The sequence below is a fragment of the Pseudomonas hamedanensis genome, assembly GCF_014268595.2.
Classification (GTDB): Bacteria; Pseudomonadota; Gammaproteobacteria; order Pseudomonadales; family Pseudomonadaceae; genus Aquipseudomonas; species Aquipseudomonas hamedanensis.
This window is the reverse complement of the sequence record NZ_CP077091.1, coordinates 5320867-5335656: the sequence shown is the minus strand read 5'-3', so window position 1 is coordinate 5335656 and position 14790 is coordinate 5320867. Positions and strand designations below refer to the sequence as shown.

The window sequence follows — 14790 nt, the reverse complement described above, 5'->3', positions numbered from 1 at the left end:
CAGGGAGAAAGTCATGCAGCTTGCGTTTCATCAGGTCGACGCGTTCAGCGATCGGCCGTTCAGCGGCAATCCGGCGATGGTTTATCGGCTCGAGGCATGGCTGGCGGATGAGTTGATGCAGAAGATCGCCGCCGAACACAACCTCGCGGAAACGGCGTTTCTGGTGCGTGAGGGCCAAGCCTGGCATATCCGCTGGTTTACCCCGACCACTGAAGTACCGTTGTGTGGGCACGCCACGTTGGCCAGCGCATTTGTGCTGTTCGACATCTATAAGGAAAGCGCCGAGCGCATCGACTTCACCTGCAAGTCCGGCCCGTTGAGTGTCAGCCGCGAAGGCGATCGGCTGTGGCTGGATTTCCCGACGATCGTGCCTTCGGAGATCGGCGTGACGCTGGACGTTGAGCGGGCGCTCGGCGTGGAGGCGGTTGACGTACTCGGTTCCAACGAATTGTTCGTGGTGCTGGACTCGGAGCAGGCCGTGCTCGATTGCAAGCCGGACATGGCGGCGCTGGCGAAACTGCCGTGGCTGGGCGCGATCGTCACCGCGCGCGGGAATCAGCACGACTTCGTCTCGCGCTATTTCGCCCCGGCCATCGGCATCGATGAAGACCCGGTGACCGGGTCGACCCACTGCAGCCTGATTCCGTATTGGGCCAAACGGCTGGGCAAGTCGAACCTGACCGCATGCCAGCGCTCGGCGCGGGGCGGGGAGTTATTCTGTCGGCTGGAGGGTGAGCGGGTGAAGATCGGCGGGAATGCGACGCTGGTGGCCAGCGGCACCCTTCACCTGAGTTGACCGCCATCCATTGTAGGAGTGAGCCTGCTCGCGATAGCGGTTTATCGGTCAACATCTTCGGCGACTGATAGACCGCTATCGCGAGCAGGCTCACTCCTACAGGGGTATGGTGTTTGATCAGAGGCTGGTGCTGAACCGGCGCACGCCGTTCTCAACCACCGGAATCTGCGCCGCGGTGCTGCCGGAGGCCTGGAACAGCACCAGATGATCAGCCGCTACACGAATCCCCACCTCAGCCCCGACCAGATGATCGGCATGGCTCGGGAAGATCGATTCCAGCTGTGCCCCGGTCGGCAATTGCAGGCGATACAACGTTGCCGCACCGAGGAACGTCTTGCCGACAATCTGCGCTTTCAAGGCACTGTCCGGTGCATAAACGATGTCATCCGGACGCAACAGCACATCCACCGCACCGCCAATCGGCCAGGTGTAAGCGCGATTGCCGCGCAGTTCACCCAGTTCCGTCTGCACCGATTCCGGGCTGGCGAGCTGGCCGCGAATGAAATAGCCCTGGCCGATGAAACTGGCGACATAAGGCGTCGCCGGTTCGTGGTAGAGGTTGTACGGCGTGTCCCATTGCTCCAGCCGACCTTCCTTGAACACGCCAACGTGATCGCTGACGGCGAAGGCTTCTTCTTGATCGTGGGTGACCAAGATCGCACTGGTGCCCCGGGACTTGAGAATGTCGCGCACTTCATGGCTGAGCTTGCGTCGCAGTTCGCCATCGAGGTTGGAAAACGGCTCGTCGAGCAGCAGCAGTTGCGGTTCTGGCGCCAGAGCACGGGCGAGGGCGACGCGCTGTTGCTGGCCGCCGGACAATTCGTGCGGGAAGCGTTTGCCAAGGTTTTTCAGGTTGACCAGTTCGAGCAGCTCTTCTGTGACGCGCGTCTTGTCGGGATGCTTGCGGATACCGAAGGCAATGTTGTCCGCGACACTCAGGTGCGGGAACAGCGCGTAGTCCTGAAACACCATGCCGATGCGACGCTTCTCCGGCGCCAGGGTAAACCCGGCGCTGGACAGCGTCTCGCCGCCGAGGGTGATCTCACCTTCGTGCACCGGTTCGAAACCGGCGATGGCGCGCAGGGTGGTGGTTTTGCCGCAGCCGGACGAACCGAGCAGGCAACCGATGTCACCGGCGTTGAGGTGCAGATTGAGGTTCTGCACCACACGTTGATCTTGATAGCCGCAAGCGAGGTTGCGCAGGTTCAGCAGTAATTCATGGCTCATGCGTGGTGATATGCCGGTTCGACGAGGAACTCGAGCAGGGCCTTCTGTGCGTGGAGACGGTTTTCTGCCTGATCCCAGGCGACGGAGCGCGGGTCATCGAGCAGGTCGAGGCTGATTTCTTCGCCGCGGTGCGCCGGCAGGCAATGCATGAACAGCACGTCCTCGGCAGCGAGGTCGAGTAGCGCACGGTTGACCTGGAACGGCGCGAACAGCTTGAGGCGTTTGGCAGTTTCCTCTTCCTGGCCCATCGAAGTCCAGACATCGGTGCTAACCAGATGCGCACCGCGCACCGCGTCTTGCGGGTCACGGACGATGCTCACGCGATCGCCGGCCCTGGCGACGAACTCGGGGTTGGGCTCGTAGCCTTCAGGACAGGCAACGCGTAACTGGAAGTCGAACTGGATCGCCGCTTCTATATAGCTGTTGCACATGTTGTTGCCGTCACCGATCCACGCCACGGTCTTGCCCTGAATCGAGCCACGGTGTTCAAGGAAGGTCTGCATGTCGGCCAGCAACTGGCACGGGTGCAGGTCGTCGGACAGTCCGTTGATCACCGGCACGCGCGAGTTGGCCGCGAATTCGGTCAGGGTGCTGTGGGCGAAGGTGCGGATCATCACCGCATCGAGCATGCTCGACATGACGATGGCACAGTCGCTGATCGGCTCGCCACGGCCCAGTTGGGTGTCGCGCGGGGACAGGAAGATCGCCTGGCCGCCGAGCTGGATCATGCCGGCCTCGAAGGAGATCCGGGTACGGGTCGAGGATTTTTCGAAGATCATCCCCAGCACGCGGTTTTTCAGAGGCTCGAACAGTACGCCGCGGTTACGCAGGTCCTTGAGCTCAACGCCTCGACGGATCACGCTGACCAGCTCTTCGGGCGTGCAATCCATCAGGGAGAGAAAGTGCCTTGCGCTCATCATTGACTACCTTTTTGCTACAAACCGCAGATGCTCAAAGCCTTGTTTAACGGAACAACGGGCGAGACCTGCGGCGTAAGCCGCACGGGGCGACGAAATAGGGGAAGGCGCGATATTGACACTAAATGTCGCGTTACGCCAATAGGCTACGGTGTTTGCAGGATTCGCAGGGCGCAGTGCCGTGGCACTTGCGCAAATGAAGCCGGATTCAGTAAAGCAGCGAGCCTCTTTGTACACTGGCCCCGCCGGGCTTGGCAATGCGCCGCGGCGGCGACGGTGTGGCCTTGGTCGGTTTACGGCCACGGCGCCGTGTATTCGCTTGGTCGGATGTTCAGATTGAAACATTTGCTAAAGCAAAGTGCTGGGTTATAAATGACTTTCGAGCGACGCAGGAAGCCTCCGCATGGAATCGAAAGAACAACTGTTAATGGAACTGCTGGGCCATACGGCTCGCTCTCTGACCCATCTCACCGCGTCGGTCACCTCGATGTCGTTCGAGTTGCTGCGCAGTGAAGATGAAGTGGTCAAGTCGGCCGGGCGGCACATGATCGACCGCATGGCGACGATCAGCGCCGGGCTTGATGAGCATTGGCGGTTGATCGGCGAACTCACCGGCGTACACGTCGCCCACGAGCAGATCGAAACCATTCAGGAAATCCAGCTGGCCGCGCCACCCCAGTTGCCGCCCAACTGATCGCGCCGGTTTATCGGTGCACCTGATAGCCGTCGATTCACAAGACGAACGTCGCTGGCGCGGGATCCGCGCACGGGCCATAGTTTTGTTCCCGCGGGTGCGATTGCCCGCCCAGAACAAGACAGAGACTGGCCATGACCAAGACTCTTCATCACCGTGCGTGTCACCTGTGCGAAGCCATTTGCGGGCTGACCATCGAAACCACAGAAACCGATGGCAACGTCGCGATCACCTCGATCAAGGGCGATGCCCTCGACACCTTCAGCCGTGGCCACATCTGCCCAAAGGCCGTGGCCCTGCAAGACATCCAGAATGATCCGGACCGCCTGCGCCAGCCCATGCGCCGGGTCGGAAGCGAGTGGTTGCCGATCGAATGGGACGAAGCGTTTGCGCTGGTGGCAGAGAAACTGGCGGCGATTCAAGAGCGTCATGGACAAAACGCGGTGGCGGTCTATCAGGGCAACCCGAGTGTGCACAACTATGGGCTGATGACCCACAGCAACTATTTCCTTGGCCTGTTGAAGACGCGCAATCGTTACTCGGCGACTTCGGTCGATCAATTGCCGCACCACTTAAGCAGCTATTTGATGTACGGCCATGGCCTGTTGCTGCCGATTCCGGACATCGACCACACCGATTTCATGCTGATCCTCGGCGGCAATCCTCTGGCTTCCAACGGCAGCATCATGACCGTGCCGGACGTAGAGAAACGTCTCAAGGCGATTCAGGCGCGCGGCGGCAAAGTGGTAGTGGTCGATCCGCGCCGTAGTGAAACTGCAGCGATGGCTGATCAGCACGTGTTTGTTCGCCCCGGTGGCGATGCAGCGCTGTTGTTCGGGATGCTCAACACGCTGTTCAGCGAAGGGCTGGCCCGCGACAGTCACTTGCCGGTCGATGGGCTGGACGATGTGCGCAGCGCCGTGGCGTCATTCACCGCCGAGGCCATGAGCCCGCTGTGCGCGGTGCCTGCCGGGCAGATCCGCCAACTGGCCCGGGATTTCGCTGCCGCGCCGACGGCCGTCTGCTACGGACGCATGGGCGTCTCGACCCAAGCCTTCGGCACCCTGTGCCATTGGGTCGTGCAGTTGATCAACCTGGTCACCGGCAACCTCGACCGTGTTGGCGGCGCCCTCTGCACCGAGCCAGCGGTGGATCTGGTGGCCTCGACCTCGGGCGGGCATTTCAACAAGTGGCAAAGCCGTGTATCGGGGCGGCCAGAGTACGGCGGCGAGTTGCCGGTGTCGGCGCTGGCCGAAGAAATGCTCACCGCCGGCGACGGGCAGATTCGTGCGCTGGTCACTGTAGCCGGCAATCCGGTGCTGTCGACGCCCAACGGTCGGCAACTGGAGCAGGCGCTGGATGGCCTCGACTTCATGGTCAGCATCGATCTGTACATCAACGAAACCACGCGTTATGCCGATCTGATCCTGCCGTCGACCTCGGCGCTGGAGAACGATCACTACGACACCACGTTCAATCTGTTCGCGGTGCGCAATGTCACGCGTTTCAATCGTGCGATCCTTGTCAAACCCGAAGGCGCGCTTCACGACTGGGAAATCTTCGTCGGGCTGGCCAAGGCGTTTGCCGAGCGGACCGGCAAGGAACTGAAGCCAACAACGCCGCCGGCGAAGATGATCGACATGGGTTTGCGCATGGGCCGCTACGGCGATGCGTCCGAACAGAAACTGTCGTTGGCGACGCTGTTCGATCATCCGCACGGCATCGACCTTGGCGCACTGAAACCGAATCTGGCCACACGCCTGAAAACGCCGAATCAGCGTGTTCAGGCTGCACCGCCGGAAATCCTCGCCGACCTCGCACGCTTTGCAGCATTGCAGGCGCCGGCAGCCGATGAGCTGTTGATGATCGGTCGCCGCCATGTGCGCAGCAACAATTCCTGGATGCACAACTTTCACCGGTTGGTGAAGGGCAAGCCGCGTCATCAGTTGCTGATGCACCCCGATGATCTGGCCAGCCGGGGGCTTGCCGATGGGCAGCGCGTTCGGGTGAGCTCGCGGGTCGGGCAGATTGAAGTGGAGGTGCTCGCCAGTCTCGACATGATGAAAGGCGTGGTCAGCTTGCCGCACGGTTGGGGCCATGCACGGCCAGGCGTGCAGATGGCGATCGCCAGCAGTCAGCCGGGGTCGAGTGCCAATGACCTGACCGATGAATGCCAGCTCGACGAACTGTCGGGCAACGCTGCATTGAACGGCGTGCCGGTGACGGTGGCGGCGGCTTGAGGATGTCTGTCGGGGAGACCGAGCAGGGCGCTCGGGATTCCGTTACAATGCGCCACCGTGCCGACCCATGAGTCGGAAAGTTCAGCCGAGGTGCTCCATGGATATCATCGAAACGATTAAAGAGCAGATTGCCAACAACACCATTCTGCTTTACATGAAAGGCTCGCCGAATGCCCCGCAATGCGGCTTCTCCGCGAAAGCTGCACAGGCTGTGATGGCCTGTGGCGAAAAGTTCGCTTACGTGGACATCCTGCAGAACCCGGAAATCCGCGCCAACCTGCCAAAGTACGCCAACTGGCCGACTTTCCCGCAACTGTGGGTCGGCGGTGAACTGATCGGCGGCAGCGACATCATGACCGAGATGGCTGCTGACGGTTCGCTGCAAAGCACCATCAAGGCAGCTGTCGAAGCGGCTGCGACGAACAAGTCCGAAGCCTGATTCGCCTCCCTGTAGGAGTGAGCCTGCTCGCGATAGCGGTGTGTCAGTCAATATTCAATAACTGACAGAACGCTATCGCGAGCAGGCTCACTCCTACAGGGATTGTGGTGTTGCTTGAATTGCACCAGCCAATAAAAAGCCCCGCTCCTCGAAAGAGGGCGGGGCTTTTTAGTGTCTCGGATCTGGCAAATGTCAGATCACTCTTCGCCCATCTGCGACTGAAGGTAGTTTTCCAGGCCAATCTTGTCGATCAGGCCCAGTTGGGTTTCCAGCCAGTCGATGTGTTCTTCCTCGGACTCGAGAATGTCCTCAAGCAGTTCACGGCTACCGAAGTCGCCGACGGATTCGCAATGTGCGATCGCCACTTTCAGATCAGCGTGGCCGGTCTTCTCGATACGCAGGTCGCACTCGAGCATTTCGCGGGTGTGCTCGCCGATATGCAGCTTGCCCAGATCCTGCACGTTCGGCAGGCCTTCGAGGAAAAGGATGCGCTTGATGAGCTTGTCCGCGTGCTTCATCTCGTCGATGGATTCTTTGTACTCATGCTTGCCGAGCTTGTTCAGGCCCCAATCTTCATACATGCGCGCATGCAGAAAGTATTGATTGATCGCGACCAGCTCATTGGCAAGGATCTTGTTGAGATGCTGGATGACTGTAATGTCGCCTTTCATGATCGGAGTCCTGCCCTGTAATAACCGTATATAGAGCAGAGTTTGAGCTTCGTGTTTATAAGTGTCAAACCTAAGTTATTGAATAATAAATGAAAATTAATCGGAATAAGAATGTTTGTGTTCCGCGTCTAGCGTCTAAGCAATTGATTTTCAGGCATAAAAAAACCGGACATAAGTCCGGTTCTTGGAAAATGGGGGATTTACGCGGCAGTAAATTCTACCGGGTAGGGGATCGCGGCCTGGGCGGTTTGCAGCTTGGTCAGGGTTTCGCGCACCACTTCCTTGGCAAGGCAGGCGCATTTGCCACACTGGCTGGCGACGCCGGTGGCCTGGCGAACTTCTTTGTAGCTGCAGCAACCTTCATAGATCGCTTCGCGGATCTGTCCGTCGGTGACGCCAGTGCAGAGGCAAACATACATAAGTAAGAACCGTCGCTGGTTGTGACTCAATTGCGATGGATCTTAATGTTAACGAGAATGATTGTCAAAGTGCTTTCTGAATGCTTCCCACGCTAAATGGCCTGAGGCTGACGAACGGTAATGGTTCGCCGTTTGTCTTGCGCATAAATGCCGGGTGATGAGCCAGACCGGGAAAAACCGTTGAGGACAGCGCAAATACGCAGTGTATGATGTTGGTCCCTTGCGAAGAGGGTTCGTGTCACAGGGCTGTCGCCTGAGGGTGACAGGCTGGCCCGGACCCTGAACTTCAAGTCTTTACACCAGGAGATATCAATGAGCGTACTCGTAGGCAAACAAGCCCCTGACTTCACCGTCCCGGCCGTACTCGGCAATGGCGAGATCGTTGACAGCTTCACCCTGTCGTCGGCCATCAAAGGCAAATACGGCCTGGTGTTCTTCTACCCGCTGGACTTCACCTTCGTCTGCCCGTCCGAGCTGATCGCTCTGGACAACCGCATGGAAGACTTCAAGGCACGCAACGTTGAAGTGATCGCCGTGTCGATCGACTCGCACTTCACCCACAACGCGTGGCGCAACACCCCTGTGAACAATGGCGGCATCGGCCAGGTGAAATACACCATGGCTGCCGACATGAAGCACGACATCGCCAAGGCGTACGACGTTGAATCCGAAGGCGGCGTAGCGTTCCGTGGCGCCTTCCTGATCGACGACAAAGGCGTGGTTCGCTCGCAGATCATCAACGACCTGCCACTGGGCCGTAACATGGAAGAGCTGATCCGTCTGGTCGACGCGCTGCAATTCCACGAAGAGCACGGCGAAGTCTGCCCTGCCAACTGGAAAAAAGGCGACAAAGGCATGGACGCTTCGCCAGAAGGCGTTGCCAAGTACCTGACCGAGAACGCTGCCGGCCTGTAAGGCGCAACGTCGAGGCACAAAAAAACCGGCTCAGTGAGCCGGTTTTTTTACGCGCGGGATTTGTCCGACCTCGTTCAGTCGTCGAAATCTTCCCAGCCGCCCATCTGCTTCCAGCGGTTGACGATGCCGCAGAACAGCTCAGCGGTTTTCTCGGTGTCGTAACGCGCCGAGTGCGCCTCACGACCGTCAAAATCGATGCCGGCGGCCTGACAGGCTTTCGCCAGCACGGTTTGCCCATAGGCCAGACCGGCGAGCGTCGCGGTATCGAAACTGGAAAACGGGTGGAACGGGTTGCGCTTCATGTCCAGCCGCGCAACCGCCGCGTTAAGGAAGCCCAGGTCGAAACTGCTGTTGTGCCCGACCAGAATCGCACGCTTGCAGCCGTTGGCCTTCAACGCCTTGCGAATGCCGCGGAAAATATCGGTCAGCGCGGTTTCTTCACTGACGGCCATGCGCAGCGGGTGATCGAGCTTGATGCCGGTAAATTCCAGAGCCGCCGCTTCAACGTTGGCGCCTTCGAATGGCTCGACACGGAAGAAATAGGTGTGGTCTGGATAAACGAAACCCTTTTCATCCATGGCGACGGTGGTTGCGGCAATTTCCAGCAAGGCATCGGTGGCCGCGTTGAAACCACCGGTTTCTACGTCGACGACCACCGGCAGGTAACCACGGAAACGTGCTGCCATGGGATGACGCGGGCCGCCGCCACTCTGACCGTCCAGTTCGTCGTCGAAATGGTCTTCACTCACGCGTGTTCCTCCAGCAGGCGCCAGCGCAGTTTTTCACCGGCGCGCAGCGGGATAACGGTCAGCTCGCCAAACGGCAGGCTGGTCGGGGCGGTCCATTCGTCACGAACCAGGGTGATGCGATCGGTGTTCGCCGGCAGGCCGTAAAAGCGCGGGCCGTTGAGACTGGCGAAGGCTTCGAGCTTGTCCAGCGCATTACGCTGTTCGAACGCTTCGGCATACAACTCGATGGCAGCATAGGCGGTGTAGCAGCCGGCGCAGCCGCAAGCGGCTTCCTTGGCGTGCTGCGCGTGCGGTGCCGAGTCGGTGCCGAGGAAAAACTTTGCGCTGCCGCTGGTGGCGGCGTCGAGCAGGGCTTCCTGGTGCGTATTGCGCTTGAGAATCGGCAGGCAGTAGAAGTGCGGCCGAATTCCGCCTACCAGCATGTGGTTGCGGTTGTAGAGCAGATGATGTGCGGTGATGGTCGCGCCGACATTGGCCGATGCCTCGTTGACGAACTGCACGGCGTCGCCAGTGGTGATGTGTTCGAACACCACTTTCAGCGTCGGGAAGCGCTCGACGACACGGCGCATGTGCTCATCGATAAAGATTTTTTCGCGGTCGAAGACGTCGACATCGCCGCGCGTGACTTCGCCGTGGATCAACAGCGGCATGCCGACTTCGGCCATGGCCTCGAGCACCGCAAAGATCTTGTCGATGCTGGTGACACCGGAATCGGAGTTGGTGGTCGCACCGGCCGGGTACAGCTTGGCGGCGTGCACGAAACCGCTGGCCTTGGCTTCACGAATTTCTTCGGGCTGGGTGCGGTCGGTGAGGTACAGCACCATCAGCGGCTCAAAGCGACTGCCGGCCGGGCGGGCAGCGAGAATGCGCTGACGGTAGCCGTCGGCTTCAGCGGCGTTGCGCACCGGCGGTACCAGGTTGGGCATGATGATGGCGCGACCGAAGGTGCGCGCAACATCGGCAACGGTATTGGTCAACACGGCACCATCGCGAAGATGAATGTGCCAGTCGTCGGGACGCAGCAGGGTCAGGCGGTCGGACATGAGGGGATTCCAGGCGGGTCAAACTGAGGCGAATGCTACCGGAAAAGACTCTTGCAGGCACTCGCTATCAAGTTTTGCCGCCAGCGTCCGATATCCCGAAGGTATGCCGTAAACATTGTGTGAATCGGTGTTTGTGTTTCACAAGCCAATGGAGCCTCCCGTGCGCCAGCGTTATTTAGCCCTGCTCAGTGTGTTTGCCAGCCTTCCCGCGATGGCGCTGACGTACCAGACTCGTCTGGAGAGCATTGAGTGGACGGTCGCCGGCGACAAGTTCGAATGCCGTCTGACCCAGCCGATCACTGATTTCGGCTCGGGCGAATTCGTGCGCAAGGCCGGCGAGCAGGCGATCTTTCGTCTCAACGCTTACAACGCCATGCTCGGCGGCGGGTCGGCAACGCTGCTGGCTGCCGCTGCACCGTGGCAGCCGGGGCGCGGCGACATCAATCTGGGCAGCGTCAGGCTGGGCAGTGGCAACGTACTGTTCAACAGCTCGCAATCGCAGGCCGGCGGCTTGATCAGTGGATTGCTGGATGGTCGCAGTCCGGTAGTGCGCCGCGCGTCTGGCGATGGCCGTGTTTCGGAAGTACGTCTGCTTCCGGTCAAATTCAGCAAAGCGTTCAACGATTACCAGACCTGTGTGGCGAAGTTGCTGCCGCAGAATTTTGATCAGATCAAGCAATCGCAGATCGGTTTTCCCGGCGAAGGCGTTGACCTGGACCCGGCCGCCAAGGCCAAGCTGCAAGTCATGCTCGACTATATGAAGGCCGACCCGACGGTCAATCACATCGAACTCGACGGCCATTCCGACAACAGCGGCAATCGGTTGACCAATCGTGAGTTGTCGCGCCGCCGGGCGCTGGCGGTGGTCGATTTCTTCAAGGCCAACGGCATCCAGGAATCACAGATCACCGTGCGCTTCCATGGCGAGCAATACCCCATTGTGCCGAACACCAATAAGGCCAATCGCGCGAAGAACCGTCGGGTCAATGTCAAACTGGCGCGCGTGGCACCGACAACGGCCCCGGTTCCTGCACCGCAAGCGAGCACGCCGGCCAGCACCGCAGCGACTTCCTGACTCGCCAGTCATCGTCGCGCTCTCGAAACATTCTGTCGCTTTGTCGTCTTAAGCTGTCGCGCCTCTGTAAATTATCGCGTTTGAGCGGTAGACTCCCCGGCTTTCCGTAGAACCCCGTGGAGTGATGGCATGGCGGACGTAAACAAGGTCGTTCTGGCGTATTCCGGCGGCCTGGACACTTCGGTGATCCTCAAGTGGCTGCAGGATACTTATAACTGTGAAGTGGTGACCTTCACCGCTGATCTCGGTCAAGGCGAAGAGGTCGAGCCGGCCCGCGCCAAGGCCCAGGCCATGGGCGTCAAAGAAATCTACATCGACGACCTGCGCGAAGAATTCGTGCGTGATTTCGTGTTCCCGATGTTCCGCGCCAACACCGTTTACGAAGGTGAGTACCTGCTGGGTACGTCCATCGCACGTCCGCTGATCGCCAAGCGCCTGATCGAAATCGCCAACGAAACCGGCGCCGACGCCATTTCCCATGGCGCCACCGGCAAGGGCAACGACCAGGTGCGTTTCGAACTGGGTGCCTACGCACTCAAGCCAGGCGTGAAAGTCATTGCGCCGTGGCGCGAGTGGGACCTGCTGTCGCGCGAGAAGCTGATGGACTACGCCGAGAAGCACGCGATCCCGATCGAACGCCACGGCAAGAAAAAATCCCCATACTCGATGGATGCCAACCTGCTGCACATCTCCTATGAAGGCGGCGTGCTGGAAGACACCTGGACCGAGCACGAAGAAGACATGTGGCGCTGGACCGTCTCCCCGGAGAAAGCTCCCGACACCCCGCAATACCTGGAACTGACCTACCGCAACGGCGACATCGTGGCGCTGGACGGCGTCGAAATGACCCCGGCCACCGTACTGGCGACGCTGAACAAGATCGGTGGCGAGCATGGCATCGGCCGTCTGGACATTGTCGAAAACCGTTACGTCGGCATGAAGTCCCGTGGCTGCTACGAAACCCCGGGCGGCACGATCATGCTGCGCGCTCACCGCGCCATCGAGTCGATCACTCTGGACCGCGAAGTCGCTCACCTCAAGGATGAGCTGATGCCGAAGTACGCCAGTCTGATCTACACCGGTTACTGGTGGAGCCCGGAGCGTCTGATGCTGCAACAGATGATTGACGCTTCGCAGGTCAACGTGAACGGCGTGGTGCGCCTGAAGCTGTATAAAGGCAACGTCATCGTGACCGGCCGCAAGTCCGACGATTCGCTGTTCGATGCCAATATCGCAACCTTCGAAGAAGACGGCGGTGCTTACAATCAGGCTGACGCAGCGGGCTTCATCAAGCTCAATGCGCTGCGCATGCGCATTGCTGCCAACAAGGGCCGCAAGCTGTTCTGAGTGACTCAGACTGACGCGCAATGAAAAAACGGCCGTGTCGCAAGACGAGGCCGTTTTTTTTACAAAATTTTTGATCGGGCCGCCATGGTGCAGGTTCTTTCAGCGATCGAGCGAGCGGGTAACGCTTCATTCCCGCCCCAGCAATGTCAGTGTTTGCGACGGCAAGTTATAAATAATGCAGAGGGGTGAGCCTTTCTTCGTGTGCTTGATGTGCCGCATTGCCTGCCGCATCCGCGAAACATCCGACGCCTGACTGGACAGAAACACGATGGCATGGGCAGTTTTTTTGTCGGTGTGTCGAATTTTATCCAGCAGGATGTCGACTTCTCTCGAAACATCAACCTCTCGCGCATCAATGATATGCAGATGGCTGACGGCGGCGGGCAGCCGGATATCGTGATGTAAGACCGGACTGCTGCCGGGAGCGAGGTTTGTCGGTGGATCAAGCGAGTTATGCGTTTCGTATGCTTCCTTGCATTGAGTGTTATCGGTTTTCGCGGGCACGATGCGGCTGGTTACTTTGAATGTACAGTGCCGGGCGGTCGGGAGGCCGATTGTAGATCCTTTGTTGTCGCGTTCATTGTTATCGATGGCCTTCAAGAAATTTTTGTCGTTGCAAAAGTCAGAAGGTGAATAGAGCGAGCGGTGGTTGAAGTTTAGAGTGATGAAGAACAGGAACAGCAAGTAAAAAGGGAAACTGATCAGAAACCAGACATAGATTGCACGGTCATGATGATCGAGGAACGGCAGGGATACCGCTGCTGATGTTTCCGATATGACCGCGAAGATGGCAATGACGGTCATGGGGTTGGTTATTTTGTTTTTAATTTTTAATGTGGTCATGTTTTGTTCTTGCTCTCGTAAAGTATGTATGTGCTGTCAATTTATTGCAGTTTGGTGTTCTTCCTGGGTATTTCTATTTATAGCAAAAGAACATATTTAAGTATCGGGCTGTTGTTTCAGGTTTTTTTAAAGTTTCGGCTGAACCAGTGTTCATGGGAAAGCGGGGGGCGGAGTTTCAGGGTGGCCGGTGGCGGTTGCGCCGCAGGCCAGCGGATTCGATAAGCCATGGCACCCGTGCAAGAGGTTTCAAAATCGCGTGCGGAAGTTGTTACGAATTGCAAGCGGATGTATTCCTTCGGTGTGAAGCGGGTACTGTCCGATAAACAAAGCGAATTTTTGTGGGAATTATCCTCAATCGGTGTAGGGAATGTCTCGCGATGTAAGTGCGTGTCAGACTTGGCATGCCATAGGTCAAGTGACTGGGATATTGTGCGTGTTCTAAAAAATCGAACCGCGAAAACTGGACCTGCCCATGAATAAAGTGCTGATCGTGGATGACCACCCCGTCATTCGGCTTGCAGTGCGTATGCTGATGGAACGGCATGGCTACGAAGTCATTGCAGAAACTGACAATGGTGTCGATGCCTTGCAGATTGCTCGCGAACAAATGCCGGATATTGTCATTCTGGATATAGGAATACCGAAACTTGATGGCTTGGAAGTTATTGCGCGTCTGACGTCCACCGCCATGCCTATTAAAGTCCTGGTTCTGACCTCGCAGGCGCCGGGACATTTTTCGATGCGCTGCATGCAATCAGGCGCGGCGGGATATGTCTGTAAACAGCAGGATCTGACTGAACTGCTTAGCGCCATCAAGGCGGTTCTCTCTGGCTACAGTTATTTTCCCAATCAGGCGCTGCATACCGTGCGTACCAGCTTGGGCAATGCCAGTGAAGCCGACATGGTCGATCGTCTTTCCGGACGGGAGATGATGGTGTTGCAACAGTTGGCGCGGGGTAAAACCAACAAGGAAATCGCCGACGGCATGTTTTTGAGTAACAAGACGGTGAGTACGTATAAAACCCGCTTGTTATTGAAGCTCAACGCCCGCTCGCTGGTTGATCTGATCGAACTTGCACAACGCAACGGACTTGTTTGAGTACGCGCATAGCTGACAGGGTCATGGGCCGATCGCATTCAGCTAGTCGTAGAAAGTAAAAAGCCTCCGGGTCGGGAGGCTTTTAAAACTCAGAGGTCAAAATCGTAATCGGCCAATTGCCGTTGCAATCGGCGCTCCTCCAGCAGGTTATCGATGGTGCGACGTTTGCTCAGGTTGGTTTTCGCCACCTCGACCGCTACAGGTTCCACGTCGTCCGCGTCCGCGACGACAAAATCTTCGTCTACATCCAATTGTTCTTTGTCGGTACTCATCGGCTAACTCCCGGCTAAGACTGCCTTTGGCGCCCCTTATATCG

General features: G+C 58.3%; 16 protein-coding genes. 8 read left to right on the top strand and 8 right to left on the bottom strand.

Annotated features, from left to right (window positions below):
• Nucleotides 1-13 precede the first annotated feature (13 nt).
• Nucleotides 14-796: a PhzF family phenazine biosynthesis protein gene (locus tag HU739_RS23305; RefSeq protein WP_186550016.1), complete on the top strand. Its 783-nt coding sequence runs from the start codon at nt 14-16 to the stop codon at nt 794-796.
• A gap of 117 nt (nt 797-913) precedes the next feature.
• On the opposite strand, the gene HU739_RS23300 is transcribed toward HU739_RS23305, so the two are convergent.
• Together HU739_RS23300 and argF are read right to left on the bottom strand one after the other, a co-directional pair.
• A complete protein-coding gene (locus tag HU739_RS23300; RefSeq protein WP_186550018.1) occupies nt 914-2023 on the bottom strand; it encodes an ABC transporter ATP-binding protein in 1110 nt (369 codons plus the stop codon).
• Nucleotides 2020-2940 (bottom strand): ornithine carbamoyltransferase, encoded by a 921-nt coding sequence (argF, locus tag HU739_RS23295; RefSeq protein WP_186550020.1) that lies wholly within the window; start codon nt 2938-2940, stop codon nt 2020-2022. Before argF ends, HU739_RS23300 begins: the two co-directional genes overlap by 4 nt.
• A gap of 403 nt (nt 2941-3343) precedes the next feature.
• Between argF and HU739_RS23290 the strand changes: the two genes are divergently transcribed.
• From HU739_RS23290 to grxD, 3 genes are all read left to right on the top strand, one after another.
• Nucleotides 3344-3634, top strand: a complete 291-nt coding sequence (locus tag HU739_RS23290; protein ID WP_186550022.1) for a hypothetical protein — start codon at nt 3344-3346, stop codon at nt 3632-3634.
• A 134-nt stretch (nt 3635-3768) separates the two neighbouring features.
• A complete protein-coding gene (locus HU739_RS23285; RefSeq protein WP_186550024.1) occupies nt 3769-5874 on the top strand; it encodes a molybdopterin oxidoreductase family protein in 2106 nt (701 codons plus the stop codon).
• A gap of 97 nt (nt 5875-5971) precedes the next feature.
• A complete protein-coding gene (grxD, locus tag HU739_RS23280; protein WP_186550026.1) occupies nt 5972-6313 on the top strand; it encodes a Grx4 family monothiol glutaredoxin in 342 nt (113 codons plus the stop codon).
• Nucleotides 6314-6510: 197 nt separating this feature from the next.
• On the opposite strand, the gene bfr is transcribed toward grxD, so the two are convergent.
• Together bfr and HU739_RS23270 are read right to left on the bottom strand one after the other, a co-directional pair.
• Nucleotides 6511-6984: a bacterioferritin gene (bfr, locus tag HU739_RS23275; RefSeq protein ID WP_186550028.1), complete on the bottom strand. Its 474-nt coding sequence runs from the start codon at nt 6982-6984 to the stop codon at nt 6511-6513.
• A 200-nt stretch (nt 6985-7184) separates the two neighbouring features.
• On the bottom strand, nt 7185-7403 hold the full coding sequence (locus HU739_RS23270; protein WP_003227725.1) for a bacterioferritin-associated ferredoxin: 219 nt from the start codon (nt 7401-7403) through the stop codon (nt 7185-7187).
• 312 nt (nt 7404-7715) lie between these two features.
• Between HU739_RS23270 and HU739_RS23265 the strand changes: the two genes are divergently transcribed.
• Entirely contained in the window at nt 7716-8318 is a 603-nt protein-coding gene (locus HU739_RS23265; RefSeq protein WP_186550030.1) for a peroxiredoxin, read from the top strand.
• Between the two features lie 74 nt (nt 8319-8392).
• Here the strand turns inward: HU739_RS23265 and rnt are convergent, their stop codons facing one another.
• The gene (gene rnt / locus HU739_RS23260; protein ID WP_186550032.1) at nt 8393-9067 is read right to left on the bottom strand and encodes a ribonuclease T; all 675 of its coding nucleotides are present in this window, start codon (nt 9065-9067) and stop codon (nt 8393-8395) included.
• Nucleotides 9064-10110 carry a dihydroorotase gene (gene pyrC, locus HU739_RS23255; protein WP_186550034.1) on the bottom strand — a complete coding sequence of 349 codons (1047 nt, stop codon included), beginning with the start codon at nt 10108-10110 and terminating at the stop codon, nt 9064-9066. Before pyrC ends, rnt begins: the two co-directional genes overlap by 4 nt.
• A 160-nt stretch (nt 10111-10270) precedes the next feature.
• Here pyrC and HU739_RS23250 point away from each other — a divergent pair, with 160 nt between their 5' ends.
• Nucleotides 10271-11185, top strand: a complete 915-nt coding sequence (locus HU739_RS23250; RefSeq protein ID WP_186550036.1) for a flagellar protein MotY — start codon at nt 10271-10273, stop codon at nt 11183-11185.
• A 129-nt stretch (nt 11186-11314) separates the two neighbouring features.
• Nucleotides 11315-12532 carry an argininosuccinate synthase gene (locus HU739_RS23245; protein WP_007953201.1) on the top strand — a complete coding sequence of 406 codons (1218 nt, stop codon included), beginning with the start codon at nt 11315-11317 and terminating at the stop codon, nt 12530-12532.
• A 126-nt stretch (nt 12533-12658) separates the two neighbouring features.
• Here HU739_RS23245 and HU739_RS23240 read toward each other — a convergent pair whose 3' ends face one another.
• Nucleotides 12659-13375, bottom strand: coding sequence for a hypothetical protein (locus HU739_RS23240; protein ID WP_186550038.1), 717 nt, complete (start codon nt 13373-13375; stop codon nt 12659-12661).
• Nucleotides 13376-13847: 472 nt separating this feature from the next.
• On the opposite strand from HU739_RS23240, the gene HU739_RS23235 reads away from it, so the two are divergent.
• Complete coding sequence (locus HU739_RS23235) at nt 13848-14474, top strand: response regulator transcription factor (protein WP_186550040.1); 627 nt, start codon at nt 13848-13850, stop codon at nt 14472-14474.
• 89 nt (nt 14475-14563) lie between these two features.
• On the opposite strand, the gene HU739_RS23230 is transcribed toward HU739_RS23235, so the two are convergent.
• Complete coding sequence (locus tag HU739_RS23230) at nt 14564-14746, bottom strand: PA3496 family putative envelope integrity protein (protein WP_186550042.1); 183 nt, start codon at nt 14744-14746, stop codon at nt 14564-14566.
• Nucleotides 14747-14790 lie beyond the last annotated feature (44 nt).

Bases quoted from the DNA above. Each gene is read 5' to 3' on its own strand.
- HU739_RS23285 (WP_186550024.1), top strand. From the start codon at position 3,769: ATGACCAAGACTCTTCATCACCGTGCGTGTCACCTGTGCGAAGCCATT.
- bfr (WP_186550028.1), bottom strand. From the start codon at position 6,984: ATGAAAGGCGACATTACAGTCATCCAGCATCTCAACAAGATCCTTGCC.
- HU739_RS23270 (WP_003227725.1), bottom strand. From the start codon at position 7,403: ATGTATGTTTGCCTCTGCACTGGCGTCACCGACGGACAGATCCGCGAA.
- grxD (WP_186550026.1), top strand. From the start codon at position 5,972: ATGGATATCATCGAAACGATTAAAGAGCAGATTGCCAACAACACCATT.
- HU739_RS23305 (WP_186550016.1), top strand. From the start codon at position 14: ATGCAGCTTGCGTTTCATCAGGTCGACGCGTTCAGCGATCGGCCGTTC.
- HU739_RS23245 (WP_007953201.1), top strand. From the start codon at position 11,315: ATGGCGGACGTAAACAAGGTCGTTCTGGCGTATTCCGGCGGCCTGGAC.
- HU739_RS23300 (WP_186550018.1), bottom strand. From the start codon at position 2,023: ATGAGCCATGAATTACTGCTGAACCTGCGCAACCTCGCTTGCGGCTAT.
- pyrC (WP_186550034.1), bottom strand. From the start codon at position 10,110: ATGTCCGACCGCCTGACCCTGCTGCGTCCCGACGACTGGCACATTCAT.
- HU739_RS23265 (WP_186550030.1), top strand. From the start codon at position 7,716: ATGAGCGTACTCGTAGGCAAACAAGCCCCTGACTTCACCGTCCCGGCC.
- HU739_RS23230 (WP_186550042.1), bottom strand. From the start codon at position 14,746: ATGAGTACCGACAAAGAACAATTGGATGTAGACGAAGATTTTGTCGTC.
- HU739_RS23235 (WP_186550040.1), top strand. From the start codon at position 13,848: ATGAATAAAGTGCTGATCGTGGATGACCACCCCGTCATTCGGCTTGCA.
- HU739_RS23240 (WP_186550038.1), bottom strand. From the start codon at position 13,375: ATGACCACATTAAAAATTAAAAACAAAATAACCAACCCCATGACCGTC.
- argF (WP_186550020.1), bottom strand. From the start codon at position 2,940: ATGAGCGCAAGGCACTTTCTCTCCCTGATGGATTGCACGCCCGAAGAG.
- HU739_RS23290 (WP_186550022.1), top strand. From the start codon at position 3,344: ATGGAATCGAAAGAACAACTGTTAATGGAACTGCTGGGCCATACGGCT.